We start from the raw sequence: 26026 nt of genomic DNA, 5'->3' as shown, positions 1-26026 counted from the left end.
TGGATCAATCTCATGAAGAACAATAAACAATGTGTCCTGCTTTTAATGCTCTGCTTTGTGTCCATTACTTCGGGGATTGCGCAGGTCTTGGTCAAGCGGCAGGTTACCCTTATGGGCTCTGTTTTTGAAATCAGCTTGGTAGATCGGGATAGCGCGATTACAAATCAGCATATCGATGAAGTCATCTCCGAAATAGATCGAATAGAAAACCTGATTTCAGAATGGCGTCCGCAAACCCAAATAGCAGCGGTGAACCGCAATGCAGGGATTAAGCCCGTTAAGGTGGATCGGGAAGTTTTTGAATTAACAAAGCGAGCGATCCAGTATGCTCAAAATTCAGGCGGAGCCTTTGATATTAGTATTGTTGCCTTGGATAAAGTTTGGGTATTTGATGGTAGTATGACCACGATGCCTACGGAAGATCTGGTTAAAAGGTCTGTCGCCAAGGTGGGCTATCAACACATCCGTCTCGACAGTGCATCTTCGACAATTTTTCTGGAATTGCCCGGTATGAAGATCGGTTTCGGCTCGATCGGGAAGGGCTATGCTGCTGATCGTGGCAGGGACATAATGAAGGCAAAAGGAATTGAAGCAGGTATAGTTAATGCTTCCGGAGATCTTTCGGCTTGGGGAAACCCACCCCGGGGGGACGCCTGGAAAGTGGGTGTAAACAATCCGTTCAAACCCCATCGAATGGTCAAAGTTCTTCATTTGAATGAAATGGCCGTAGCCACTTCAGGCAGCTATGAGAAATACGCGGAGATCAATGGGAAACGGTATTCACATATTATAAATCCAGTGACAGGTTATCCAGCTACGGGATTAACTTCAGTGACGATTTATGGACCTTCCGCCGAGATTGCAAATGCCCTCAGTACCTCAATCATGGTACTTGGTGAGAAAGAAGGAAAAAAATTAATTCAGCGTTTCCCAGCATACCGTTATATTTTTATTACCGATAAAGGTAAAGTCATTCAGCAGCGGTGGAAGTAATAGACCACACAGCATCATTTTTTTTCTGAAAGTGTCTGATCTTATTGGCCAGAAAGAACCTTCAGTTTGCTTTCATTGCTGTTGGTGTCTGCTAAGTCATGAAGGTTTTGTTTTATTCCCGATACAGTAGGTTGAATGCATCAGCTATTAGCTGATTATCTCGTATCTTTATCCTAACAAAGCGTATACGAAAGAAGACGGTAGAGAACGTGTGCTTATTGGTCAGAAAGTTGAAGTCAGCAAGAAGAAAGATTCATGAAAATAATTTAAAGTAAAAGTTTGACTAGTTCGTCTATGCTGCTATGGACATTGCATACCAAAATCATATGGCAGAAAAAAATTCCAGATCATTTACGGATATCGTTAAGACTTATGGAAGTCAGCTGCTACGTTTTGTTAAGGGAAGGGTAAAGAAAACGGAGGATGCAGAAGATATCTTACAGGAAGTCTGGTATCAATTTAGCCGTTTGACCAATATGGACGAATTGGAGAATGCGGGAGCATGGCTCTATGCTGTCACACGAAATAAGATTACAGACAGCTACCGGAAAAAGAAAAGTGAATCGCTTGATGAGCTTATAGCGGGTGACGAGGATAGCGAAAGTACGTTTCCTATTCGTCAGCTCCTTTTAGCTGACGACTCCAATAATCCTGAGCTAAAATTATTTAAGGATATTTTTTGGGATGAGCTGATGAAAGCATTGGAGGAATTGCAGGAAAAACAACGTCGGGTTTTTGTGCTCAATGAACTGGAAGAGAAAACTCTTCAGGAAATTGCAGTCATGGAAAATGAGAACCTAAAGACGATTATCAGCCGAAAAGTGTATGCAGTGAAGCACCTGAGAATACGGTTGCGAAGTTTGTATGAAGAATTAAAATTTTAAAAGGATTAAGCTATGAATGGAAGAATGAAAAGACAGCGGAAAGGTAAATTCGCTTTTATGGTTGTCGCTATCATCGTTGGTGTTTTTTTGTTGGTAGCATTACTACAATATTTGTGGAATACATTAATGGTTGATATTTTCAATCTGAAAGCAATTACCTATTGGCAGGCGCTGGGACTCTTTGTCTTGTCGAAAATCTTGTTCGGCAGGGGCTTCGGTAAACCGGGAGGTGGCCGATTCCGACGGGATTTTCCGCCTCAGATGGAAAAAGGAGAAGATCTTTCCGATGAGGAAAGGGAACGTTTGCGCGAAGAATGGAAGCGTCGTTTTGGAGGACGATGCGGGTTCTGAAAAAAAGAATAAAAATTTTAAAGTAAAAACTGTTGTTGGGCGTCTTCTTCTATAAAGGCGCCTTTTTTTATGCCGATATCCTGATGGTAAACAAGTAACAGAACGCGAGGATCTGTCAGCAGGGATGTTGGATAAAACAAATAGTTAATTACAAATACCAAATGATCTAGGAAAATTCTATGTGCAATGTGCTGAAAATAGATATAATCCGCAATCATTTTTAAAAAAATGTATTCAAATGAAAAATAAACTTCGATTTATATTGCCACGCCTTATTGTGCTTACGGCAATAGCAGGATTAGCAACATTGATTATTGGGACGATCTTTAAGCTCTTGTTGTTTGGGACAATTCTCTTTGGTATAGGAAGCTTTGCCGCGGCAAGAATGCGTAGAAGAGATAGACAAGCATTCAAAATGGATAGGGCTCCGGTATATCCGAACGTTCACCGTCATTATAACACTGTGGTTGCAATTGTTCCATTACAAGGGCAAAAACGTGCTAAGAAAGCAACAATAGTTCCAGTTTACTAAGGTTAAAAATTGCAAGACGAGGAAATTCATCCCACATCAGTTTACACGTATTATTCAATATTAAAAATTAAAGACATGTTGAAAAGAAATCATTATACCAACGGATATTCAAATCATAATAAATTTTGCGGACAACATTTCAAAGACCGCTTTGAAAAATTCCAACAACAGTTTTTTGATGGTGAAGCCGGGCACAATGCTGGCGTACAGCAAGCTGTTCCTGTAAATATTGCCGAAAATCAAGAGTTCTATGAAGTGCAGCTTTTTGCCGCTGGACGTAAGAAAGAACAATTCCAAGTCAGCATAAATGACGGGATACTGAAGATTTCATGTACAGAAAACACCCAGGACAATGCCATAGATTATATCTATAAAGAGCAGGATGGATTGGCATTTGAACGTGAATTTCAATTAAATGAACAAGTACTTACAGATAATGTGCATGCAAGTTTCGAGGATGGGGTATTGACGGTTATCCTTCCAAAAGATCTTGAAAAAGTAAAACGGCCACAAGAGGTTGTTATTGATTAGTAAAAACCAGTTTTGATCTGGGCGCACATCAAGGCTGCTGATGTGCGTAGCCTTAAGTCAGCGTAAGAGCTGATGTTGAAAAAGGACAGCATCGAATTTTGCTGTCCTTTTTCTGTCTCTTAATTTACCGCCAACCGGTGCCCAAAAGCAGTGAACAGTAAACGAATTTCGAATAGCTGTTTGGCGCTATGGTCCTTATATCCGTACTGCTTTTCTAAGTATTCCCAGAATTTGTCTCGATTTTTGATCATTGCCATAATAACCTATTTGGTCTTAGATCAAGATAATCTCAAAACGGAAATGAACTAACACCAGATTATAGGTAACAACAATTTTTAATCAATTTTTAAACAGTACTCAGTCATTGTTTATTCAGTCTACACTGAGCGATCACTGAACAAGCACTGAACGAGCACTGAATAAACACTGTCGAAAGGTATAACATGATACCTGCCAGGTATTCGCTTGATTGAAAGGTATAAAGGTTAGGGATTTGGAGTTTACGCAGCTATAGATCAGCTAATTTGCTTACGCCTGTGCTGGTGAGGCTTGGCTTTATTGTAGCTCGTATGGCACTGTGTGAAGTTTATTTAGATGTTATGTTGTGAAAGCTACTCCGTTCTTTTAAGTTTTTTATTGAGTTGTTCTTTGCCAAATCGCCAAAAGAAATAGAATAGGCCTATAACAACTATAATTGCCATAAAGGGCACAAATATGGCGAGTATGGTCAAAATGGTTGAACCGATGGTTTCCATGGTCGAGATCATAAAATTGCCAAAACCTGCCGTCCCAACAGACGAGACTGCACGGGTACCAGCTAGCGCTGTACTGATGGTCGCCGCGGTACCGCCACCAGCGATGATTGCCATAGCCCAGCGGAAAAACGGTGAAATATCTGTAAACTGTATGGCAAAAAGTAAGGTGCCTGCTATCGTCGCGAGAGGAATTGAAAGGCTGTCCAATATATTGTCAATAAAAGGAATGTAATATCCTGCTATTTCCAGGATCATGGCTAGGCTTGTAGCTGCCAAAACAATAGGTGAGCCCGCCCAGGCCAATTCATTGCCAACCTGCAACAATTCAAGCCGACAGCCAAGGCTCAATAAGAATAGCGGCATGAAAACCCGGAAGCCGGTAGCTGCAGCCAGACTCAAGCCTATAAAAGCACTTACCAAAAATGTGGATAGCTCACTCATGGTCAATATTTTTGATACAACCTAATTATAGAATAGTAAAAGAATCGCTTTTGTTTTTCAGACTTCCAAAAATCGTCATATTCTAGCTGCTCATTAAAAGATGATTTTTAGCATTTTATATAATTATATATTGTGTATATAGATTTTGATTATAGTGTATCGAATCATTCGATGTACAAGTGGGATCTCATTTGTGTAATTTTATGAAAGTGGGAGTCAAACAATTTGATCACTTAAGATATTATATAAATAAACTTTCTTTTCATATGGACAACAACGAAAAAGACATTAGCAAATGCCCATTTCATAATGGTACAATGCGCAACGCCGTTGCGGGAGGGGGAACTCAAAATCAGGACTGGTGGCCAAATAGACTTCGTGTAGATCTGTTGAGACAACACGCGAGCAAGTCAAATCCGATGGGCGAGGGCTTTTATTATGCGGAAGCATTTAAACAATTGGATTTAGAAGCCGTAAAAAGAGATTTGCATGCCTTGATGACCGATTCGCAGGACTGGTGGCCTGCTGACTTTGGACATTATGGACCATTATTCATCCGGATGGCTTGGCATAGTGCAGGAACCTATCGGGTAAGCGATGGTCGAGGCGGAGCTGGGTCTGGGCAACAACGTTTTGCACCACTGAATAGCTGGCCTGATAATGTGAGTTTGGATAAAGCACGTCGCCTGTTGTGGCCTATCAAACAAAAATATGGTAAAAATATCTCCTGGGCAGATTTATTGATTTTAACAGGGAATGTTGCTTTAGAGTCTATGGGCTTCAAGACTTTTGGTTATTCTGGTGGACGTGTGGATGCTTTTGAACCTGAATTGGATGTCTATTGGGGTTCTGAAAAAACATGGTTGGGCGGTGATGTACGCTATGCTCATGGTTCAGAAGGCGTAGTGGAATCACACGGTGTATTATCTGCCGATGATGATGCAGATGGTAAACAACATTCGCGCAATCTTGAAAAACCGTTGGCAGCGGTACAGATGGGATTAATTTATGTTAATCCGGAAGGACCAGATGGAAATCCAGATCCTATCGCGGCTGCAAAAGATATACGGGATACTTTTGGTCGGATGGCGATGGACGATGAGGAAACTGTCGCTTTGATTGCTGGAGGGCATACGTTTGGAAAAACACACGGAGCAGGTCCTGCCGACAATGTCGGAAAAGAACCTGAAGCAGCCGGCATAGAACAACAAGGGCTTGGTTGGAAAAGTACCTATGGCAGTGGAGTAGGAGCAGATGCGATCACGAGTGGCTTGGAGGTTATTTGGACACAGAAACCGACAGAATGGACCAATCTCTTTTTTAAAAATCTCTTCGAAAATGAATGGGAATTAACAAAGAGTCCTGCAGGAGCGCATCAATGGGTAGCCAAAGGAGCTGATTCGACTATTCCAGATCCTTTTGATCCAACTAAAAAACGTAGGCCAACGATGCTGACGACAGATTTGTCCTTGCGTTTTGATCCAATTTATGAAAAGATCTCGCGTAAATTTTACGAAGATCAAGACGCATTTGCCGATGCATTCGCTCGCGCCTGGTTTAAATTGACGCACCGTGATTTGGGACCACGAGAGCGTTATTTAGGTGCCGAAGTTCCTGCTGAGGAATTATTGTGGCAAGATCCTATTCCTGCTGTCGATCATGCTTTGGTCGATGCTGATGATATTAACACATTGAAATCTACCCTATTGAGCGCGGGGATCAGCACTGCAGAGCTCGTAACGACCGCTTGGGCTTCAGCTTCTACTTTTCGTGGGTCTGACAAGAGAGGTGGTGCAAACGGTGCGCGGATACGGTTGGCTCCGCAGCGTTATTGGCAAGTCAATAATCCAGCACAATTGCAAAAAGTTCTTACTGCGCTTGAGCAAATTCAACAGGACTTTAATGGGAAGCAACAGGGCGGAAAGAAGATTTCCTTGGCAGACTTAATTGTCTTAGGTGGTGTTGCTGCGATAGAGCAGGCCGCTCGTGCAGCTGGACATGCTGTCAACGTACCGTTCCATCCGGGGCGTATGGATGCATCACAGGAACAGACGGATGTAGAATCCATGGGCTATCTTGAGCCAATTGCGGATGGATTTAGAAATTACCGTAAAGGTGCTTACACCGTGTCTACGGAATCATTATTGATCGACAAAGCACAATCACTTACGCTATCTGTTCCGGAATTAACGGTATTGATCGGCGGACTTCGTGTTCTTCAGGCAAATTTTGATGGTTCTGCATTAGGAGTGATGACAGATAGGCCAGGCCAATTGACGAATGATTTTTTTGTCAATCTATTGGATATGGGAACAGCTTGGAAAGCAATCTCTGCAGACCGGGAAGTTTTTGAAGGATCAGATCGTAAATCTGGTGTTAAAAAATGGGAAGCCGGACGTGCAGATCTTATTTTTGGTTCCAACGCTGAACTGAGAGCTGTTGCTGAAATATATGGCAGTGCCGATGCAAAAGATAAATTCGTACAAGATTTTGTGAAGGCATGGACTAAAGTGATGGAGTTAGACCGTTTTGATCTGCATCGCTAATTGTTAAGAATATCAGTTTTTCAAGAAGCCAGGTCCAAGGCGAACCTGGCTTCTTGATATTTTAGATTTATCCAGATAACCCTGAAATTAACCTTTTGCTCCGGCGCTAAGATTGGCTCAGATTTTTTATGATGTACCTGACCAATATTTATCGCTATGGTCTACGACATGGACCAATTTATTTAATGAGAATAGCAGCCAAAAAAGAACCAATTTTTGCCTCTAATATCATTTTAATCTCACTTTAACCAAATTTTAATTTAATATATGAAGAATTATGGAATTTTCTTTGGGTGTTTCCTATTTTGTGAAATAAAATTCAAGATTTGTGCTACTTTTTCTTCTTTGATCGGTAGTAACTTTGTAATGGTTTCAAAGGAATCTTTGATACATTGTTAGGTTAAAGCTATGTGGAAGCACTTTATTTTTCTGTTTGCAGCACTGTTGTTATCATTTAAGAATTTAAATGCAAACAGTCTTGTACTGAAAAGTGAAAGTGTCGAATCCCAGTTTTTATCTGCAAAAATTCCTTCCAACAATGCGGACCATACACACATCGTCCATTTTCATAAAGATCATAGTCAATTTTGTTCGCTTTACCCATCGCTTCAATCCATTGTTGCGGAATTGGACGCCGAAGTGGCACAAGATTGGATGATGGAGCGTTGGTTGGTTACGGTTGATTTGCTATGGCATGAACTTCTGCTATCCCCACAACAGAAAGATTATCGGTATGAACATACCCTTGATCTAGAGCATATACCCATCGCTCGATTTTTGCTGTTTGAGCAAATCAAAATTCCATGCTAAAGCATACGCTTTTCTTCACATCATACAGGCAAAGAGAACTGTCATTTCTTTTCTAAATTTATTTATTTCTTAAAATATACCAATGCACGAGCTAAGTATAGTAAAGGATATTTTTGATACGTTGACCTCGCATTATGAGGCTAGGGTAGATGATATTCAAAAAATTCAGGTCACAGCAGGATTGCTATCCAACGTCCAGCCTGTATTAATCCAAAATGCATTTGATGCTTTTATTGCTGAAAATACGCAATACCAAGATATGGAAATGGAAGTCGTTGTAAACGATATCATTGCATATTGTGAACATTGTCAGAAAAACTTCCCGGTTCATTTTCATCGATTTGTATGTGATTGCGGACAAGCTTCTAGTACAATTGTTCAAGGGAATGAACTCTATATATCAAAAGTAATTTTTAAACAAGACTAAAATCGTTTATCATGTCAGACAATACTTCAAATCCTAAAAGTTTAGGTAACCGTGTAGGTTCGGTTCAATGTGAAAATACAACGCTACATTTATTAAAAGCAAATGATTTTGTCGCAAAAGCCATCCGCGATAGACTGAAAGACGTTTGTGTGATCAATGTATGTTCTTCTCCGGGTTCGGGTAAAACCACCTTGATGCAAGAAACGGGAAAACGTTTGGCCAAAGATCTGAATATTGCTGTTTTGGTGGGTGATCCGGAAACCGAACGTGATGCGGTTCGTATGCGTGAGGTAGGCATTAATGCATTGCAGATTGTCACTGGTGGAATGTGTCATATTGAGGCACAAATGATCTTACAAGCCCTGGATCATATCGATATCGAAGGAATAGACCTGTTGTTTATTGAGAACGTCGGGAATTTATTGTGTCCATCAGCGTTTGATTTGGGTGAAGATTACCGCGTGACATTATTGGCGACCACAGAAGGGGACGATAAACCGAAAAAATACCCACGTATGTTTTTAACAAGCGAATTGATGTTGGTTTCCAAAGCTGATTTACTGCCATATGTACCTTTCTCGGTAGATGCGGTAACGAAAGATGCGCGCGAGGTGAACCCCAATTTGGAAGTTATTACAATCAGTACATTAAATGGTGACGGTCTTGATACCTGGTGTGATTGGTTGAAAGAAAGAGTTCAGGCGAAAAAAGATCAATATAAGGCGCTTGAAGTAAAATAACGGCCAATTGATAAAAGAGTGGTATAGCAATGATCCGCGCTTCATTGTTATACTGTATATGTTGACATGTTATTTGTGTTTAGAGGAAATAGATTTGACGGAGAACGAAACTGTGTCAGTGCCGTTAAGGAAATGAAGAAGATAGGTTTACAATATGAATGAGCTACCTGTACCAATAGATAAAATTGTAGCAAAGCATGAGTTTGCTCTTAGTGAAGTCGATCAAGTGTATCTTGAATGGTATGAAGTCCACAAAAGGCGCCTAACACGCAATACAACGGGCGGAAAGACAATCTTTATGCAATTGGAGCAAGGTGCGGAATGGCATCATGGCGATGCTTTATTTCATCAGGAAACGCTACAGGCGATCCTGGTTGTCAAGCCTACGTTGACCATAAGATTCAATCCAATAGATTTGGTGCAGCTTGCAGATTTTGGTTATTTTATTGGAAATAGACATCTGCCCATATTCAACGTAACAGATGCCCAATCACTTCGTCTTCCTTACGATGGACGGCTCTATGAGCAGGTCCTGGCAAAGTATGGAACCTCGATTCAATTGGAGGAAGCCCTACTGTTATCCGAGAATTTGATTCGACTGCAGGCGAGAAATAAAAAGAAAGCAGATTTAAGCGGAACAGATGAACATGTTGATCCGCGTAAGCAAATCCTAAAAAATAAGTAGATGAAAGTGAATCGTATTATACCTGTATTGCTTTTGGCATGTTTGTGTTTGGTGAGCGCCTGCCAAAATCGGCAAGCAGGTGCGGTCAGCAATCAAGTGAAAGCTGTCGACAGCCGTGGAAAAGAAGTGGTATTAGCGCATATGGCACAACGTGTGGTTGTATTATTTCCGTCCCTTGTTGATGAAGTCTACATGTTGGGTGCTGAAAATAGCCTTGTTGGTATTCCTGAACAGGTTTATCAGGTCGAAGATACCTATAAGTTTTTATCCAAATTGGATGATAGGATCGCACAAAAAACACTGGCGACACCTACTTTCGCAGGCCAGGCAAATAATGTGGAAAGCATAGTGAGCTTAAACCCTGACCTTGTTTTGACATTCAATACCGATCAGGATAATATTTCCCAACTAGAAGATCTTGGAATTCCAGTGTTCACTTTTTCTTCGCAGGATGAAAAAAGTATTTTTAATGAACTGACAGGGATGGGAGCATTACTCGGAAAGAAAGCGCGAGCGGAAGAAATTGTTCAGTTTGTTTCGGCGGAGATCAAAAAAATGACTGCTCCCAAGGATCAAATACAGAAGAAGGTTTATTACGCTTGGTCTAAAGGTCGGGTACTTTCGACATCCGGTCGTGGTAGTTTGATTGATATGGCGATCCGCCTTTCGGGCGCAGCTAACGCCTGTCCGTTGGAAATGGAAGCCCCAAATGTCGGCGCAGAGACAATTTATAAATGGAATCCGGACCTCATTATTCTTTGGAATTCTACATTGGCAGACGTCTATAACTTAAAGGAACTCGCGGCCTTACCTGCAGTGCGAAATAAACAGGTATTTGTGATGTCACCGTCGTTTCCATTCGACCCACATACCGTCAAATTTATGCTTTTTGCCAAACAGATAAGGCATTGGTGTTTTTCGGATTATACGAAACAGCAACTTGACCAGGATATGGCTATCGCTTTTGAAAAACTTTACGGTAAAGCAGGACTGCTTCAATGATGCATCAATTAAAAAAGCTGTTATTGCTCGTTGTTCTGCCATTGTTGGTTTTATTGTTTTCCCTATTGGTGGGCTCAAGCCAGAACATTGGTTTTGTTGAGCTCTGCCAACGCATTGGATCGGAAGTGGGGGGATATTTAGGTCACCCTACTGCGGTATTGAAGGATAATATGGATACGATATTGTGGCAGGTACGTTTACCACGGATTCTGCTGACCTTTATGGTCGGAGCTGCTCTAGCGTCTTCTGGCGGAATCTTGCAGGCCATTTTTAGGAATCCAATCGTTGATCCCTTTACATTGGGTATTTCTTCGGGATCTGCTTTTGGGGCTGCATTGGCTATGTTGTTTCCGCTATTGCCGGTCAATATATCCGCATTTTTGTTTGGTGTATGTGCTGTGGGGTTGACTTATTTTGTTTCAAATGCTGGTTTGAAAACCTCGATTATTGGGATGGTATTGGCAGGAATGGTTATTTCCGGTGTATTTACAGCCATGTTAACCTTGTTGCAATACATCAGTGATCCCTATAAATTACAAGCTATTGTACAATGGACAATGGGGAATCTGCATACGGCCTCCTGGTCGAAAGTACAGCATGCTTTTCTGCCGATAACAATAGGATTGGCTATCCTGATCCTGTTTCGTTGGAAGCTGAATCTTTTAGCCTTGGGCGATCAAGAAGCAATTGCTGTTGGCGTCAATCCGAAAATATTGAAACTGGGATTTATTGCTGTAGCTACACTAATTACAGCATCAGCCGTTGCAGCTGTAGGGGTAATAAGTCTATTTGGATTAATTGTTCCACATATCAGCCGGATGATCTTTGGCCCCAATAACAATATTGTTGTGTGGGCAAATATCAGTATTGGTGGTACTTTTCTTCTACTGATCGATGATTTTTCTAGGGCGGTCATGCCATTTGAAATTCCGATCGGTGTATTTACAATGATTATTGGCGCTCCCTTGTTTATTTACCTGATGCGTCGTAATGAAATCAACTGGAATTCATGAGTAATTCGATTCATATCAACAACCTTTCTTTTGCCTACGGTAAGGATATCATTTTAAATGATGTAACCATGTCATTCCCAAAAGGAAAGCTTTCTGTTATTCTCGGTCGGAATGGAAGTGGTAAATCCACGCTATTTAATATTATTGCAGGGCTGGAAAAAAAATATGATGGATCGGTTCTTATTAATGAAACGGAGCGTCGCGATTGGAAGGTTGGTCGGGCTAATTCATTGAAATTGGGTTTTCTGAACCAGTTCCATCAGACCACATTTCCTTTTAGCGTTGTTGATGTTATTCTGACGGGACGGGCTTCATTTTCTCGTTTTTCACCAAGTAAAGAAGACTTCGAGGCAGTAGAACAGATCTTGGATAAATTTAACCTCACACACTTAAAGGACAAACCCTATACGTCGTTGTCTGGAGGGGAGCGACAATTGGTGTTACTATGTCGGGTATTGGTACAGCAACCTGATTTATTATTGCTTGATGAGCCTACGAATCATTTGGATCTGAAATATCAGATTGCGGTTCTGCAGACCGCCAAAGAGCTGGTCAAGGAGGGGACAACCGTGTTATGTGTAATGCACGACCCTAACATGGCGTTTCTTTTTGGTGATCAGTTTTATCTGATGAAAGACAATAGGCTCGTGGACCTCCATGGTCTGGATCGGGAACAAGTAAGAAATTTATTGGAACAGACCTATCAACTTCCTTTGATTAGTTTGGAAAATCAAAAGAAATGGATGTTTGTTCCGATGCTGAGTGGTGCTGCGGCATTTGAACCCATTGAGGGGGCAGAACATAGTCCAGCAACCGTCACTGAGCTGAATACACCCTGATGAAGTGTGGAGTAAGCGCCTTTGTAAAAACATCATGGTTTGTAGGTGAAATGCCCAGTTTACGGGGCGATTATTTTAAAATAGCGATAACACTATGAATATATTTAAAGACAGTGGTCATATATTGATTGAAAATAAACGGATGAGTAAGGGATCTCTTCCCGCTCAACCTCAGTTGAAAAATATAACCATATCTCGTGTTGAAGAGGAGGATATTGATGTCGTATTACCTTATGTCATTGAATTTCGGAAACAGTTGTTTCCGATGTTGGATTCCAATAAGCTTCCTAAGGATCTACTCGCATTTTCAGCCGTGTATCTTGAGGCTGAAGCTGCTGCATTCTTGCAGGCAAAAGATCATCGGGGTAATTTGATCGGCGTGGTTGGTATGTCGGCTTATGACTACCGTTTTCCGCATTTGGATATAGACAGAAGGAAAACGGTGGAAGTTGCCCGGCTTTTTGTGGATCCGAGTTACCGTAGGTCAGGTTTAGGAACAGCCTTGTTCAAAAGTTTGGTCGCTGTAGCTAAGGAGAAAAGTATAGAAAGGCTTTATTTACATACGCATCCATTCTTGACAGGAGCCTATGAGTTTTGGGGAAAACAAGGCTTTCAATTAAAGGACTATTGTAATGAATCGAATTTTCCAACGATACACATGGAATTATTCGTTGATCGTATTGCTTAAACCCGATTTGGGTAATCCAAAAAAAAGAAAAATTATTCTAATGAACAACATGATGAAAGCGCTAGCTTTCGCTTTATTGACAAGCGCTTCCGTACCGGGAGCCGTATATGCACAACAAGGAGTAGCATTATTTGGAAAAATTCAGGATGAAAACGGTGATCCCATCGCTGGGGTTACACTGACCTTAGTCGATGGACAACAACAGACAAGTTCTAATGCTCAGGGCGAATTTAGTTTTACCGGAATAATTTCCTTTCCTGTACAGTTACGTGCAGATGCAATTGGGTATAAGCCTGTATTGCTGGATTTGAACGCCGCTAGCTGGAATGCAAAAAAAGGAGTTCGATTACTGATGATGGCCGGTGATAATACCTTGGATGAGGTATTGGTAACAGGTAGACGCAACAATTCTTATCTGACAAACGACATGGAGTTGGGCGGAAAATTTGCTGGAAAATTAAAAGATCTTCCACAATCTGTTGCTGTTTTAAGTAAGGAATTTATAGAGGATAAGCAGGCATTCACCACAGGGGCATTGGTTCAGGATTTGGCTGGTGTGACCGAAGCATCTTCCTATGATGATGTTGTCATTCGTGGCTTTAAAAGCGGTTATGAAACGGGTGTACGGCTTGTCAATGGCTTACGCTCGGGGTATGGTTATGGTAACAGTTATTATAATTCTCCCTTAACAATCAATCTTGAAAATATCGAGGTTTTGAAAGGGCCAGGAGCATCTTTGTTTGGAGATATCGTACCGGGTGGTACAATTAATATGACGACCAAGAAGCCTTTGGAAGATTTTAGAGGGCATGTGAATTTTTCAGGTGGTAGTTTTGAAACGATGCGAACAACTGTGGATCTCGGTGGACCTCTGGACAGTGTCAAACGTATTTTATATCGTTTTAATGCGGGTTACGAAGATACAAAGACTTTCCGCGATGTAAATCGCCAGAAACGAATCATGGTGGCTCCTTCGTTCACCTTTAAACCAGCTGAGGGCACGGTGGTGGATATTGATATGGTGTATAATCAGTTCAACGGTTATCTTGATCGGGGAATGGGTATTAAGGAAAATAACTTTTATGCTTTGCCAAGATCATTTACGTTGAGCCAGCCTTCCGATTTTTATAATTCCAAGACTTTTTCGTTAAGCGGCCGGTTGTCTCAGCGTCTGGCAGAACATGTTAGTTTGAATCTGAGCTACATGAAATCCATCTATCAGGAGGATGTCAACGAACATCGGACAATGAACACCTTTGCTGATGCGCCACATAATACCATTATGAATATGCGTTTTTTTGATCGTCATGGACGTGACTATACAGATAATGTTGTGGGTTATGTTAAATGGGATCTTTTGGGCGATAGAGTCGATCATCATTTTGTTGCAGGAGTTGATTTTGCACAATATCGGGGCGACAAAGAAAATCAATTGCGGGAGGCGCGGCAGCAAACTGTAGATGGCAAAGTCGTCCCGTTGACTTTTGATTTGAACAATCCCACTTATACCACGCATGATCTAACGAATTATGTGTGGCGCACGGGAGTCGCTTATCCTTTTTTGAGCCCTTATAAAACAACGGGTAAATATATTCAGGATCAAATCAGCATTGACGAGCGATTGAAACTTATTGTAGGTCTTCGTCATGAGCATTATTCTTCTGAGACACTTGACGGACAAAATCGCTTTCATGCAACGCAAAATGCCTTATTACCTCGTTTTGGTGTAACCTATGGAATCAATAACCAGATTAACTATTTTGCAAGTTATTCACAAGGATTTGTACCTGTGGGCGCCAATTTTATTCAGAACTATAAAGATTACGGAGCTGATAAACCCTTTGATGCTGAGCGCAGTTTCCAGGTGGAAACGGGGATGAAGGCCGGTTTTTTTAAAGAGCAATTGCAAGTTGATCTATCCTTATTCCGAATTGAACGACGGAATATGCTCATTGCCACAGGGGCTATCAACGATTCAGGGTTGCCGGAGTATAGACAATCTGGCAAAGCGCTATCGCAGGGTGTCGAACTCGATGTGCGTGGGCAGTTGACAAGGGAGTTCCAGATTATGGCCAATTATACCTATAATGATACGGAGGTAAAATCATCTTCTGTTCCTTCTGAAATCGGGCAGTCCCTACCGGGAGCACCTAAAAATATGGCGAGTGCCTGGTTGAAATATGTGTTTTCAGCTAGTACATTAAAAGGTTTGGGTTTTGGTGCCGGTGTTTATTATGTAGATCGTAAAAGGATGGATAACAGTATCGGAAAGGATAGCGAAGGAAATGCACTCTGGGGACAATGGCCTTCGTATACCACTGTAAATGCTGCTGCCTATTACCACATTGGTGCGATGAAAATGGCCTTAAATCTGAACAATGTATTCGATAAATATTACTTTTTAGGTGGTTTTGACTACACGAGAGCCTTTGCTGGTGCACCGCGAAATGTCATGGTATCAGTGGGTTACTCTTTTTAATGCTGAAATAGTAATCTAAAACCGCCAAAGCGGGCTTTTTCAACAAATTTGGACTATTTAATTCAAGATTTGTGCTAGTCAAGTAGCCCGCTTTGGTTGTAAATTTGAACAACAAATAATAGTATTGTGAACGCAAGAATGAGGTATAGTTTAATCTTTTTAGTTTTTCTTTTGAGCACCCTGCTCATGAAAGGAATAGCTATGCCATCACATTCTACTGTTCAGCATTTACCCCTCGTCCGCCTAAGTCTGTCTGTATTTCCTTCTCCTGTAGATAAAGCTTTAGGACAGTCAGAACGGGAAAATCTGTTAGCTGCGGTTAAAGATCATGATGTCTATGATATCACCGAACAGATGGACCTCAAAGATGAATGGAGCAAGCTGCTCTATTGGGGCGTGCTTTCAATTTGTCTTTTTGTATTCTGTTATCCTGTACGTCTCAAAATTCAGAATAACAGAAGGCCTTATATGGATCGATTGATCCTTCCGCCAAAATATATTCTTTTCCAAAGTTTAAAGATCCCATTTCTGGGGTGAAAATTTCCATTTCTTACAAGGGTTGAGAAAAGACAGACCTTGCGCTGTGTAGGGGTGTAATCTGTCCTATTCATCACGATTTTGAACGATTTTTTTAAGTCGTATGACCTTGTCGTGACCTGTACCCACCGTGAATTGTTTTTAATTCGAATAACAACAATTTAAATAATATTTATATGCATTTATTACCTAGAGAGACAGAGAAGCTATTGCTTCATCTTGCCGGCGAACTAGCGAAAAAACGTAAAGCTAGAGGACTTAAATTAAACTATCCGGAGTCTATTGCATTGATCAGTAGTGAACTTTTAGAAGCTGCTCGTGACGGGCGTACTGTTGCCGATTTAATGCAGTTTGGTGCAACATTGTTGACACGTGAAGATGTTATGGAAGGTGTGCCCGAAATGATTCATGATGTACAGATAGAAGCAACATTTCCAGATGGTACAAAACTGGTTACTGTTCATAACCCGATTCGCTAATTGTTAAAAATATAATCTATGATCCCAGGAGAATTTTTTATTGCAGATGGCTATGTGATCTGCAATGAAGGTAGAGAAGTTACAACCATCACTGTGACAAATACAGGTGATAGGCCCATTCAGGTAGGTTCACATTTCCACTTCTTTGAAGTGAACAAAATGATGGAGTTTGATCGCGAGAAAGCTTTTGGTAAGCGCTTAAATATTATCGCAAGTACTGCAGTACGTTTTGAACCAGGCGAATCAAAAGAGGTCGAATTGGTTCCGTATGCAGGTGCAAGAAGGATCTATGGCCACAATGATTTGGCAAATGGAGATACCGAAACCGAAGTTGCGAAAGCAAATGCAATGAAAAAAGTAAAAGAACAAGGCTTTAAAAACAAAGTGTCATGAGTTTAAAAGTTAGCAAATTAAATTATAGCGCCATCTTTGGCCCTACAAGTGGAGATAAAATCCGTTTAGGAGATACAGATATCATTATTGAAGTCGAAAAAGACTACGCTTACTATGGCGATGAAGCCAAATTTGGTGGTGGTAAGACCGTGCGTGACGGGATGTGCCAATCTTCCGTTCATACACGTGATGAAGGTACACTGGATATGGTGATCACTGATGCTATTGTTATTGACCACTGGGGTATCGTGAAAGGTGATATTGGTATTAAGGATGGTAAAATTGTTGGTGTTGGTCGTGCTGGAAATCCGGATACCATGGATAATATTACACCAAATATGATTATCGGTGCTTCTACGGAGGTGCATGGTGGATCAGGATACATCTTAACTCCAGGTGGTATTGATACCCATATCCACTATATCAGTCCAACACAAGTTGAAACGGCCTTATATAGTGGTGTTACAACAATGATCGGGGGCGGTACAGGTCCAGCGGATGGAACAAATGCAACTACAGTAACACCGGGTAAATGGAATTTACGCCGCATGTTACAAGCTGTTGAAGATCTTCCAATGAACTTTGGTTTTTTTGGTAAAGGAAACGTTGGTACTGAACAACCTATTGTTGAACAAATTGAAGCTGGTGCCTTGGGTGTTAAAATCCACGAAGATTGGGGTGCTACACCAGCAACAATCGACAGAGCGTTGACGGTTGCTGATCAATATGATGTGCAGGTGGCTATCCATACCGATACGCTGAATGAAGCGGGTTTCTTGGAAGACACGATCCAGGCAATCAACGGACGCGTGATCCATACATTCCATACGGAAGGTGCTGGCGGTGGGCACGCTCCGGATATCATCAAATCTGCGATGTATCCAAATGTATTGCCAGCATCGACAAATCCAACACGTCCATTTACAAAAAATACAATTGACGAGCACTTGGATATGCTGATGGTTTGTCACCACTTGAGCAAAGAAATTCCGGAAGACGTGGCTTTTGCCGATTCTCGTATCCGTCCAGAAACGATTGCAGCTGAGGATGTACTACAAGATCGCGGTGTATTCAGTATCATGAGTTCCGATTCGCAGGCAATGGGACGTGTAGGTGAAGTCATCACACGTACTTGGCAGACTGCAGACAAGATGAAGAAACAAGTAGGTCCATTGCCTGAAGATGAAGGTAAGGACAACGACAATTTCCGTGCACGTCGCTATGTCGCGAAATACACGATCAATCCAGCAATTGCCCACGGTATTTCGAAGTACGTTGGTTCTATCGAGCCTGGTAAAATTGCCGATATGGTTATCTGGCGTCCAGCTTTATTTGGCGCAAAACCAGAAATGATTATTAAAGGCGGGATGATTATCGCTTCAAAAATGGGGGATGCGAATGCTTCTATTCCTACACCACAACCTATCATCTTAAGAACCATGTTTGGCGGTTTAGGTAAAGCCGTTCACCAAACTTGTTTTGACTTTGTCTCTAAAATTTCATTGGAAAAGGGAATTAAAGAAGAGTATAAACTAGAAAGAACCTTACTTGCCGTAGAAAATTGTCGGAATATCTCCAAAAAAGATATGATCCACAATGATGCCACACCTGAAATTATCGTCAATCCAGAGAATTATGAGGTAAGTCTTGACGGCGAGATCTTGCGGTCAAAACCTGTTGATACAGTTTCGTTGGGACAACGATACTTCTTGTTTTAACCCTATAACTACTTTTTATGGCGTGATCCGATGTCACGCCATAAGCTATGAAAAACAATAGGTTGATGAAATCATCATGGGCTTATCAAAAGCGCATAAAAGAGAGGGAATACTGATTGCTCATGATGCTTCATTAAGCTAAAATACGATTTACGCTAATGAAAAATTTGAAGACATTTTTAGGCTGTTGTATAGCAATGGCGTGCTTAACCATACAATCGGCCTATGCGCAAAAGGGAGGTATCATGGTTTATGGGTCACTGAATTACCACGAAACAACAGCTGGGCATCAATTTAGTGCCGCTCCGGTGGGTGCTGCTTATTTTTTCACTGACAATATGAATGCGGGGCTAAACTATGGGTTCAATTCTGCTAAGGATAAAGCACTGGATTTTACGGATCATTCGCATGAAATAGGACCTTTCTATAGCAATACTTGGCCCCTGAGTGAGCATTTTATGTTAATTGGCCAGGTTGATGTGCATTATTTGTGGGGCGATCAACATGTCGCTACCGGTGGTACTATGGTAGATGGTAAATACAATGGCTATCTATTCAGAGTGTACCCGCTTGTGGGTATCGCCTTGGGAAAAGGCTGGGCATTAAAAGCTAAAGTAGCAGAACTGTCTTATAAAAAGAAAAATAGTAAAGATGCTGCTATTCCCAATGATCACGAAGTTATTACGGGAATCAATGGATCTACAGTAGGTTTAGGCTTGTCTAAAAATCTATTTATTAAAAATTAAAAAATGATAATCACGGAAATCACAAGGAATATTCAGGGGGAGCAGATCACTAAGCGTCTGGATTTGCTTGCTATTGAATGGTATGAGTCGACCAAACGTATTCAACGTTTACGTACAGCGGAGGGAATGGATATTGCCGTCAAATTGTTGGGTAATACATCCAGCTTGCAGGATGGTGATGTCTTGTACGAAGATGAAGAGAAAATTGTTGTGGTAACGATCAAACCTTGTGAAGTCATCCGTGTCATGGCAATTGATTTCCTGCGAACTGCTTTTGTAAGCAGCGAAATTGGAAACAAACATTTGCCTCTATTTGTGGAGGCAAATGAATTGCTTATGCCTTATGAACGGTTAATGTACGAATGGCTAAAGAAACAAGGATTTGACCCGCAGCGTGGCGAGCGTCAACTTTTACGTCAGCTCAATGCAAATGTCGATCCCAAGCATCATCAGAAGATAAAGTCTTCGACTAAAAATATCCCGCTTTTGATCAACGACAAAGCCTTCATGAATTCGCAAGCGCCAACAGCTATGAAGGGAGGCTGAAGTTTCGTTCTGCTCGATAACCGAGCGTAGCTAGCTCATTGATCCTATAATGTAAAAAATAGGAATCAGGAAAAAGGGATGGATCAGATAAAAAGGATTAGAGCAGTACTTTCTTTTCATAAAAGGAAAAACTTGGTACAGCTTTAATATCCAATGGTAGAGAAGATTACACAAGGGGCGGGTTGGTCCTTGAAGATATATACTTATAATAAAAAAATAATGTCAATGAAAAATACATTTCTAGGCAAGTTACTCCATCTAGCAGATCCTACATTACCAATTGGAGGGTTTACCCATTCAAATGGACTGGAGACTTATGTGCAACAGGGCTTGGTCTGTGATAAAGTTACGGCGGATAATTATGTGCGTCATAACCTCTGGTATAATCTGAAGTACAATGATGCTGCTTTGATGAAATTGGCCTATGAAGCAACTTCTTCGCAGGACATGGATGCATTGATCGCGTTAGATCAAGAATGTACAGCATTAAAAAGCCCAAGAGAAATTCGCGATGCCAGTAAAAAACTGGGTGTACGTATTTATAAAATATTCAGTCGTTATCAACACCAGGATTTTATGCTATCCTGGGGTGAATTAATCCAAAAGAAGGAAGTAGATAGCCATTACTGTTTGATGTATGGCATGTTGGCGTCACTTTTAGAAATTCCTTTGGAAGAAGCATTACACGGCTTTTATTATAATGCCGCCATTACGATGGTGACCAACGCTGTAAAACTTGTGCCATTAGGACAGTTGGATGGCCAAGATATACTTTTTGGTTTACATGATGATATACTTGATCTCTGCAAAGAGACCTTAACCGTTGAACGGAATTTAGTGGGCTTATGCAACATTGGATTTGACATCCGTTGCATGCAACACGAACGATTATATTCTAGAGTTTATATTTCTTAAAAAACAATTAAAATGGAAAATAGAAAATATGTTAAAATAGGGGTTGGTGGTCCAGTAGGGTCTGGTAAAACAGCATTATTGGAACGATTGAGCAGACGGTTGATGAATGAAATTGATCTTGCCGTAATTACGAATGATATTTATACCAAGGAAGATGCGGAATATATGGCCAAAAATAGTTTGCTTCCCCGTGAACGAATTATCGGTGTGGAAACTGGCGGTTGCCCCCATACGGCGATACGGGAAGACGCGAGTATGAATCTCGAAGCTGTAGATGAACTAGCTAGCCGTTTCCCGGATTTGGAGTTGATTTTAATTGAAAGTGGCGGTGATAACCTGACTTCTACTTATAGTCCGGATCTTGCCGATATCACCATTTTTGTCATTGATGTTGCCGAAGGTGAAAAAATGCCGCGTAAAGGTGGGCCGGCAATTACAAGATCAGACCTGTTGTTGATTAATAAAAAAGATTTGGCACCCTATGTGGGCGCAAGCCTAGAAGTGATGGAACATGATGCGCGTAAAATGCGTAAAGGTTCTCCATTCCTGTTTTCAAATCTAAAAACCGGCGATGGTTTGGAAGAGATCGTAGGCTGGATTAAAAAATACGCACTCCTTCAAGATATTGAGGAGCCTAATTTACTACGTTAATTATGATTTGTTCTTTAGCTATTAAGATAGCACATCGCGAAGGAAAATCCTTTTTAAAAGATGCATATGCGACACAACCGTTTCGTATCGTTCCTGTTGGGCAATATCAAAAAGACAATGCAGCGTACTTGATGATTATGAGTTCATCGCCTGGTTTGTTGGATGGAGATGACCATCGTATTCAAGTTGATATTGCTCCGGGGTCTAAGTTACAGTTACAAACGCAGGCTTATCAGCGTTTGTTTCATATGAAAGGTCAATCGTCCCAAACGATGGAAGTGAATGTAGGCGAAAATGCTGTTTTTTCTTATGTACCCCATCCCGTCGTACCTCAGCATTCGTCTCATTTTTTGAGCCATAACATTGTACGTCTTGCTTCAAATTGTCACTTATTGCTGAGTGAAATCGTGACCTGTGGCCGGAAAATGTCCGGTGAAGAGTTTATGTACAATCACTTTCAAAATCTGACAGAATGTTATGTCAATGGTAGGCTCGTGGTGAAGGATAATGTATTGCTTCAGCCAGATCGTATGCCTATACAAGGTCTGGGTATTTTGGAAGGCTATACGCACCAGGGAACGTTGATCTATCTGAATAGTGCCGGCTTGAATCCAAGCGACTGGATCGAGGCTTTCCATGAACAGTACGGGGAAACCAAAGACGTCGCGTTTGGGATTAGCGAATTGCAGCATGACGGTTTTATGGTTCGTGTTTTAGGTAACGGTGCCGAACAGCTTTATCTTCTTTTTAAAGAAATGCAAAGCGCACTATGGGACAACATATTTTTGAATAACAACTAATTATATTCCAATGAAAAATAACATCCTAGCTTTTATAAAAGCTTTTTTTAAAGGATTTGGGCAGATTATGTTACAGGGTAACATTTGGACGGGTATCTTATTTATCGGAGCCATTATTTATGATTCGGCACTTATGGGCTTTGCAGGGGTTCTCGCTAACATCGTAGGCGTACTGACGGCCAAGTTGATGAAATTTGATGAGGATCATATCAATGATGGACTTTTCGGATTTAATGCTACGCTTTACGGTATTGCTTTGGTTTTCTATTTCCAGACAAACGTTTGGGTATGGGGAGCCTTAATCGTAGGATCTGCGTTGACCACCATTTTGATGGGGTTTGCATTAAAGAAGAATCTGCCGGTATTTACATTTCCTTTTATCTTAATTACCTGGATCGCATTGTATGTGTTGAGTATTCCAGAACTGGCCTTGCGGACTGTACCCGAGCATTTTGTTGATATTCAGGAAATGGATGACTTCCTAATTGAAGGCCATGCCTTTGGTCAGGTTATTTTTCAGGGTAGTTTAATTGCTGGATTGATCTTTTTCATCGGGGTTTTCCTGAGCAATCCTATGGGCGCACTTTACGGTTTCGCTGCTGTTATCATCAGTGTTTATATATCACACCATGGCCATGAATCTGTAGATATGACCAATAATGGCATTTTTAGCTTCAATGCAGTTTTGGTTGGGATTGCCCTAAGCGGCCCCCGCGTTAGAGATGGTGTATATGTTCTAATCGGAACGATTATCGCAACATATTTCGATCATTTTTTGATTCACAACGGATGGACAACATTGACTTTTCCATTTGTTTTTGCGATGTGGGCTATGCACCCTGTCAAACTTATCGATAAATGGTTGGTGAATAGGTTTTCATCAGCTGAAGGGACTTCCTAGTCCTTTTTTGTGAACTAAAATTTTATGTATGTTTAAATTTCGTTTAATAAAACTATTCCCAATAATGCTCTTATTGGGAATTCATGTAAATACGGTGTACGGACAAGTCAGTCCGCCGGGATTAGGAAAAGCAAGGACCGCATCTTGGTCGGTTTTGGGCTTGCGTAGGAAGTTAGACAGTGCTGGAACGAAGGAAGCATTGACCTATATTGGTTTGGGAACTAAAAGTACACCCGACGATTCAAATCCATTTCACAAGCAGGCTATTTGGGTGTTAAACCATGAGGTCTATCATAAATTTGCTAAAAATCAACAATATAGTTATGCGTTGAGTTATCGTCGCCAAAACGTTTACGATGAGGCTGCCCCATATCATAACGAAGGTGTTGAGCAAGAGTTTAGGTTGTATGGACGATATGCGTATACATTGACCCTTAATGATCGTTTGAAATGGAAAAATACATTAAGGCAAGAGTTCCGAAAGTTCTTTACAGCCGATTTTCAAAAGGCAGAAGAGAATTTTCAATTTAGGACCCGCTTGAAGTCGCAGCTAAATTTCAAAATTTCGGCTAAAAATAAGCAGGAATTGGCGTTGAGCGCTGAAGGACTTTTTGCAATCAGCAAGCTCTACGAACCTGTTAGTACCTGGTCTAGCTTTGGCTATAAAGAGACCCGTTTGGGTTTTTATTACATGACAGATATTCCAAAGACACCTTTGCGATTGGATCTGGGTTATATGAACGACTTAATTAAAGGCTATGACAAAGTGGATTTTGGGGTTCATTATTTAGCCGTAGATTTAATCTGGAATCTGCCTTACCGTAAAAAACATTAGCCCGCCATAAACTTATGTTTCCGATAGTCACTGGGTGAATACCCAGTGATTTTTTTGAATAGCCTGGTGAAATAGGAGGGCGATTGAAATTTCAATTCAAAGGCTATACCGGCAATATCTCTCGTAGCATCCTGCAGCAGAATCTGACTATGTAAGATACTTATTTCACTAATCCATTGCTTCGGAGGTTTATTTGTCGCTTCCTTTACACATTTATTGAGGTAGTTTTCTGAAATATGCAATAAATTGGCGTAGAATAACACGTTTTTATGATCGATATGAAATTTTTGTACATATTCGCGGAAACGGAAAGCAATATCGAGCTGTCGGCTCATCGGCGCCTTAGTCTCTATATCCGATTTTATCACCTTCAATAGGATACACTGCATCATGGATATGCAGACTTCCATTACGCGGCCCTCGGTAAAAAGTTCCTGTTCCAATAACATCAACATTTGCTGGATCCAATGTGCTACATGTGGTTTAAGTGTGGTAAAAGGATGGGAATTGAAAAATTTAATATCGTTTATGCCAAGCTCAATATCAGTTACAATTTCATTTTCATAAACCACGAAAAAACCTTCTACATCATCAGAGATTGCCAGCGTAGCCGTAATATTACCTTGTTTGATGTTAATGACTTGATTTTCGGTTAAGGTATAAGATGCGCTTTCGAGATGTTGGGTCAGGGACCCCTTCGTTACAAAAATGAGAAAATTAAACGTCGTACGATAGGGGATGACAGGCATCAGGATACTGCGGAGGTAATTCTCGATTCGATAGACTTGAATTTTATTCTCATTGAATAAATTGTGCTCAGAAACATCCGGTAAAAATAACTTTTTGTACTCGTAATTGTTGATGATCTTAATCGAATTTTTCATAGTTTTAAAGACAACCTACTTACCAATGAAATCAAAAAAAAGGAATAGTTGTATGTATGACAAATATACTTAAAAGTTTGCGGAAATTAGGTTAGCATCCGATGCTTTCTAATCAAGTAATTATTGTGTTAACTAAGTGAAAAAGCTTATTTAAGACAAATTGTCCTGATTCCCTTTTATAAACTCCGACGTGAAATGTTGTTGCTGTTTTTCATGGCTGAATTTCTCCCTATTATAGGACGCTGAACTACCTTTGGGTATTGATAAGGAGGTCCATTTATCATCCAAACATATTTTCCCAATATAGAGCATCTGACCGATGTGGTAGGGATAATGTGCTAGCTGCCGCAAGATCGCTTCCATGACGGTATGTCCTTGATTACGGATATAAATGATTTTAGCGAGATCTTCTTCTTCGAGGGATTCAATTGCTTGAAACAGACAGGACCATCCAGCATTCCAATAGGTAATAAGCTCATCGCGATCTACCCAACTGTTCTCAAACTCCTGGTCGCGGTTTCTATTTTGTTTTTCGCCATCTGTGGTGAGGAAATCGGTCCATCGGGAAAGCATATTTCCACCTAAATGTTTAACAATTAATGCAATGCTATTGCTCGAATCATTGGGTTGCCAAAAGAGTTGTTCAGTGCTTAACTGTGCCAATGTTTTATCACCCAAAGATTTATAATATTGAAATTGCTTGATACATGTCGCTAAAAAATTGTCCATTGCGTCGAAAGTTTGGCATTTATATGAATATTAATATACAAAAATGTCCTGAAACCGAGACCTAAAATAATTTTTTTAGCTGAAATCTGGTTTTGCTATCGATGTCATTAATTTCCTGATACAGTTTTTTGAGGTGATAAATGTGTGAATTTATAAGGAGAAGGAGAAGGAGAAGG

Annotated in this window: 28 protein-coding genes and 1 pseudogene; 26 read left to right on the top strand and 3 right to left on the bottom strand. The window is 40.8% G+C overall.

Annotated features, from left to right (window positions below; all coding sequences use genetic code 11):
- Positions 1-12: 12 nt before the first annotated feature.
- The 5 genes from B3E92_RS21220 to B3E92_RS21200 all read left to right on the top strand — a co-directional run bounded on the left by B3E92_RS21220 (position 13) and on the right by B3E92_RS21200 (position 3291).
- Positions 13-993 carry an FAD:protein FMN transferase gene (locus B3E92_RS21220; protein WP_046675403.1) on the top strand — a complete coding sequence of 327 codons (981 nt, stop codon included), beginning with the start codon at positions 13-15 and terminating at the stop codon, positions 991-993.
- 326 nt (positions 994-1319) lie between these two features.
- The gene (locus tag B3E92_RS21215) at positions 1320-1877 is read left to right on the top strand and encodes an RNA polymerase sigma factor (protein WP_286898180.1); all 558 of its coding nucleotides are present in this window, start codon (positions 1320-1322) and stop codon (positions 1875-1877) included.
- 12 nt (positions 1878-1889) lie between these two features.
- The gene (locus B3E92_RS21210; RefSeq protein WP_046675405.1) at positions 1890-2228 is read left to right on the top strand and encodes a hypothetical protein; all 339 of its coding nucleotides are present in this window, start codon (positions 1890-1892) and stop codon (positions 2226-2228) included.
- A gap of 238 nt (positions 2229-2466) precedes the next feature.
- On the top strand, positions 2467-2760 hold the full coding sequence (locus B3E92_RS21205) for a hypothetical protein (protein ID WP_070567901.1): 294 nt from the start codon (positions 2467-2469) through the stop codon (positions 2758-2760).
- A 75-nt stretch (positions 2761-2835) separates the two neighbouring features.
- Positions 2836-3291, top strand: a complete 456-nt coding sequence (locus B3E92_RS21200) for an Hsp20/alpha crystallin family protein (RefSeq protein WP_286898179.1) — start codon at positions 2836-2838, stop codon at positions 3289-3291.
- A gap of 611 nt (positions 3292-3902) precedes the next feature.
- Here B3E92_RS21200 and B3E92_RS21195 read toward each other — a convergent pair.
- Positions 3903-4487: a DUF4126 domain-containing protein gene (locus tag B3E92_RS21195; RefSeq protein ID WP_286898178.1), complete on the bottom strand. Its 585-nt coding sequence runs from the start codon at positions 4485-4487 to the stop codon at positions 3903-3905.
- 266 nt (positions 4488-4753) lie between these two features.
- On the opposite strand from B3E92_RS21195, the gene katG reads away from it, so the two are divergent.
- From katG to B3E92_RS21090, 21 genes and pseudogenes are all read left to right on the top strand, one after another.
- Positions 4754-7033, top strand: a complete 2280-nt coding sequence (gene katG / locus B3E92_RS21190; protein ID WP_286898175.1) for a catalase/peroxidase HPI — start codon at positions 4754-4756, stop codon at positions 7031-7033.
- 408 nt (positions 7034-7441) lie between these two features.
- Positions 7442-7843 carry a hypothetical protein gene (locus B3E92_RS21185; RefSeq protein ID WP_286898173.1) on the top strand — a complete coding sequence of 134 codons (402 nt, stop codon included), beginning with the start codon at positions 7442-7444 and terminating at the stop codon, positions 7841-7843.
- Between the two features lie 82 nt (positions 7844-7925).
- The gene (locus B3E92_RS21180) at positions 7926-8270 is read left to right on the top strand and encodes a hydrogenase maturation nickel metallochaperone HypA (protein WP_046675411.1); all 345 of its coding nucleotides are present in this window, start codon (positions 7926-7928) and stop codon (positions 8268-8270) included.
- Between the two features lie 11 nt (positions 8271-8281).
- Entirely contained in the window at positions 8282-9010 is a 729-nt protein-coding gene (gene hypB / locus B3E92_RS21175; protein ID WP_112376082.1) for a hydrogenase nickel incorporation protein HypB, read from the top strand.
- Positions 9011-9164: 154 nt separating this feature from the next.
- Positions 9165-9695 carry an urease accessory protein UreE gene (locus B3E92_RS21170; protein WP_112376083.1) on the top strand — a complete coding sequence of 177 codons (531 nt, stop codon included), beginning with the start codon at positions 9165-9167 and terminating at the stop codon, positions 9693-9695.
- Positions 9696-10697 (top strand): ABC transporter substrate-binding protein, encoded by a 1002-nt coding sequence (locus tag B3E92_RS21165; RefSeq protein WP_286898170.1) that lies wholly within the window; start codon positions 9696-9698, stop codon positions 10695-10697.
- Positions 10694-11710, top strand: a complete 1017-nt coding sequence (locus B3E92_RS21160) for a FecCD family ABC transporter permease (protein WP_236586027.1) — start codon at positions 10694-10696, stop codon at positions 11708-11710. Before B3E92_RS21165 ends, B3E92_RS21160 begins: the two co-directional genes overlap by 4 nt.
- Complete coding sequence (locus B3E92_RS21155) at positions 11707-12549, top strand: ABC transporter ATP-binding protein (RefSeq protein WP_159333073.1); 843 nt, start codon at positions 11707-11709, stop codon at positions 12547-12549. Before B3E92_RS21160 ends, B3E92_RS21155 begins: the two co-directional genes overlap by 4 nt.
- Positions 12550-12643: 94 nt before the next feature.
- Positions 12644-13237 (top strand): GNAT family N-acetyltransferase, encoded by a 594-nt coding sequence (locus B3E92_RS21150; protein WP_236560238.1) that lies wholly within the window; start codon positions 12644-12646, stop codon positions 13235-13237.
- Positions 13182-15716, top strand: a complete 2535-nt coding sequence (locus B3E92_RS21145; RefSeq protein WP_286898165.1) for a TonB-dependent receptor — start codon at positions 13182-13184, stop codon at positions 15714-15716. The genes B3E92_RS21150 and B3E92_RS21145 overlap by 56 nt, the downstream gene beginning before the upstream one ends.
- 186 nt (positions 15717-15902) lie before the next feature.
- A complete protein-coding gene (locus tag B3E92_RS21140; RefSeq protein ID WP_286898163.1) occupies positions 15903-16253 on the top strand; it encodes a hypothetical protein in 351 nt (116 codons plus the stop codon).
- 176 nt (positions 16254-16429) lie between these two features.
- Positions 16430-16732: an urease subunit gamma gene (gene ureA / locus B3E92_RS21135; RefSeq protein WP_070567883.1), complete on the top strand. Its 303-nt coding sequence runs from the start codon at positions 16430-16432 to the stop codon at positions 16730-16732.
- 18 nt (positions 16733-16750) lie between these two features.
- Positions 16751-17056: pseudogene (gene ureB, locus B3E92_RS21130) on the top strand (urease subunit beta); the annotation flags it as partial.
- A gap of 65 nt (positions 17057-17121) precedes the next feature.
- A complete protein-coding gene (gene ureC, locus B3E92_RS21125) occupies positions 17122-18843 on the top strand; it encodes an urease subunit alpha (protein WP_070567879.1) in 1722 nt (573 codons plus the stop codon).
- A gap of 158 nt (positions 18844-19001) precedes the next feature.
- Positions 19002-19589, top strand: a complete 588-nt coding sequence (locus B3E92_RS21120) for a hypothetical protein (RefSeq protein ID WP_146753183.1) — start codon at positions 19002-19004, stop codon at positions 19587-19589.
- 3 nt (positions 19590-19592) lie between these two features.
- Positions 19593-20135, top strand: coding sequence for an urease accessory protein UreE (locus B3E92_RS21115; RefSeq protein ID WP_286898161.1), 543 nt, complete (start codon positions 19593-19595; stop codon positions 20133-20135).
- A gap of 225 nt (positions 20136-20360) precedes the next feature.
- Complete coding sequence (locus tag B3E92_RS21110; RefSeq protein WP_286898158.1) at positions 20361-21050, top strand: urease accessory protein UreF; 690 nt, start codon at positions 20361-20363, stop codon at positions 21048-21050.
- A gap of 12 nt (positions 21051-21062) precedes the next feature.
- Positions 21063-21701: an urease accessory protein UreG gene (gene ureG / locus B3E92_RS21105; protein ID WP_046675418.1), complete on the top strand. Its 639-nt coding sequence runs from the start codon at positions 21063-21065 to the stop codon at positions 21699-21701.
- A gap of 2 nt (positions 21702-21703) precedes the next feature.
- Positions 21704-22501, top strand: a complete 798-nt coding sequence (locus tag B3E92_RS21100) for an urease accessory protein UreD (RefSeq protein ID WP_286898155.1) — start codon at positions 21704-21706, stop codon at positions 22499-22501.
- A gap of 10 nt (positions 22502-22511) precedes the next feature.
- Positions 22512-23402: an urea transporter gene (locus B3E92_RS21095; RefSeq protein WP_201638982.1), complete on the top strand. Its 891-nt coding sequence runs from the start codon at positions 22512-22514 to the stop codon at positions 23400-23402.
- Between the two features lie 28 nt (positions 23403-23430).
- Complete coding sequence (locus B3E92_RS21090; RefSeq protein ID WP_286767941.1) at positions 23431-24237, top strand: DUF2490 domain-containing protein; 807 nt, start codon at positions 23431-23433, stop codon at positions 24235-24237.
- Here the strand turns inward: B3E92_RS21090 and B3E92_RS21085 are convergent.
- Both B3E92_RS21085 and B3E92_RS21080 read right to left on the bottom strand, forming a co-directional pair.
- The gene (locus tag B3E92_RS21085) at positions 24234-25121 is read right to left on the bottom strand and encodes a helix-turn-helix domain-containing protein (protein WP_286898152.1); all 888 of its coding nucleotides are present in this window, start codon (positions 25119-25121) and stop codon (positions 24234-24236) included. The genes B3E92_RS21090 and B3E92_RS21085 overlap by 4 nt on opposite strands.
- A gap of 150 nt (positions 25122-25271) precedes the next feature.
- Positions 25272-25850, bottom strand: coding sequence for a DUF1572 family protein (locus B3E92_RS21080; RefSeq protein ID WP_159333065.1), 579 nt, complete (start codon positions 25848-25850; stop codon positions 25272-25274).
- Positions 25851-26026: the final 176 nt, after the last annotated feature.

It is taken from the genome of Sphingobacterium sp. UBA6317, assembly GCF_002440385.1.
GTDB lineage: Bacteria > Bacteroidota > Bacteroidia > Sphingobacteriales > Sphingobacteriaceae > Sphingobacterium > Sphingobacterium multivorum.
Note: the sequence above shows the minus strand (reverse complement) of the source record. Positions and strands in the feature narration are given on the sequence as shown.